General features: G+C 69.3%; 1 protein-coding gene. It reads right to left on the minus strand.

Annotated elements, in window-relative coordinates; all coding sequences use genetic code 11:
* Window positions 1-97: 97 nt before the first annotated feature.
* Entirely contained in the window at window positions 98-1,375 is a 1,278-nt protein-coding gene (locus ACH4NX_RS38380) for an IS701 family transposase (protein ID WP_398130382.1), read from the minus strand.
* Window positions 1,376-1,431 lie beyond the last annotated feature (56 nt).

Here is a 1,431-nt window from a genome sequence, read left to right on the forward strand (position 1 = left end):
CTAGTAGGGCTCCGTTAGGTCTGTCTCGATCTTGATGTCGTGTGCGGTCTGCTGGGCAGGGGGCGGTGGCAGGTGGTGCAGGTGCCGGTCCAGCAGTTCAGCAGGTCCTGGATGGTGTCGAGGATCTGGTAGAGGGTGAGTCCGCTGTATCGGCTTTTGGGGCCAGTCGCTGTTCGGTGAGGAAGGCGTGGGCGGCGGTGACCAGGGTGACGTGGTGGTGCCATCCGGTCCAGGAACGTCCCTCGAAGTGGTCCAGGCCGAGGCCGTGCTTGAGTTCGCGGTAGTCGTGTTCGATGCGCCAGCGGATCTTGGCCAGGCGGACCAGTTCGGTGGTCGGGGTGTCGGCGGGCAGGTTGGACAGCCAGTAGTCGGTGGGTGCTTCGGCGCCTTCGGGCCATTGGGCCAGCAGTGTCACGGCGGGCAGGACGCCGTCCCAGTGGCCGTGTTCGGCGGTGGCGGCGGCCTGGGCCAGACGGCGAGCCCGGATGCCGGCGGGCCGCACTCGCAGCGCCAGGAAATGCGAGCGCATCGGCCCGCGTGAGCCTTCACGCCAGGTCACTTCGGTGAATGCCTGCCGCCCATGGCCGACTGCCATGGCGGCCACCGAGGACGGCTTCTCCCGGTAGCGGGGCTGCGGCCTGCGGCCGCTTCCCGACCACGCCGGGGCGGTGGGCCGTGCGTCGTGCGGGTGGACGGTCACGTCCGAACGGATGGCCACGACATAGCCGATGCCCCGGCCGTGCAGGCCGTCGCGGAAGTCGGCGTTCTGCCCGTAGCCGGCGTCGGCCACCACCACCGGCGGCACCAGCCCCCACCCGGCCAGCTCGTCGAGGGTGTCCAGGGCCAGGCGCCACTTCTCCCGGTGCCCGGCCTCTGGCGGTATCCCGGTCTTCTGCCGCCGCACGGCGTCGTCCGACCACTCCTCGGGCACGAACAGCCGCCACTGCAGCGGGCAGGAGGCAGTGTCGGAGACCGCGTGCACGCTCACCGCGACCTGGCAGTTGGCCTGTTTACCCAGCGCACCGCAGTACTGGTGGGCGACCGCCACCGACATCCGGCCGTCCTTGGGGAACGACACGTCATCGACCGCCCAGGCGTCCGGGCGGATCCGCGGCACCATCCGCTCCGCGATCCGCCGTCGCACCGGTACCGGATCCCAGGTCGACTGGTTCACGAACTGCTGCAGGTTCTGCTCGTTGCCGTCCGGCAGCCGTTCCGCCATCGGCTGGATCGACTTCCGCCGGCCGTCCAGCATCAGTCCCCGCAGGTAGCAGTCGCCCTTCGCCCGCTGATCCTTGCGCGGCACCGACGCGAACACGTCGGCCACGAATAACGCCAACGTCGCCCGAGCACGGTTCACTTCATGTGCGTCCACACCCTCAACATGCCCCCAAACAGGACCACGAGACAGACCTAACGGAGCCCTACTAG

It is taken from the genome of Streptomyces sp. NPDC017225, assembly GCF_044331465.1.
GTDB lineage: Bacteria > Actinomycetota > Actinomycetes > Streptomycetales > Streptomycetaceae > Streptomyces.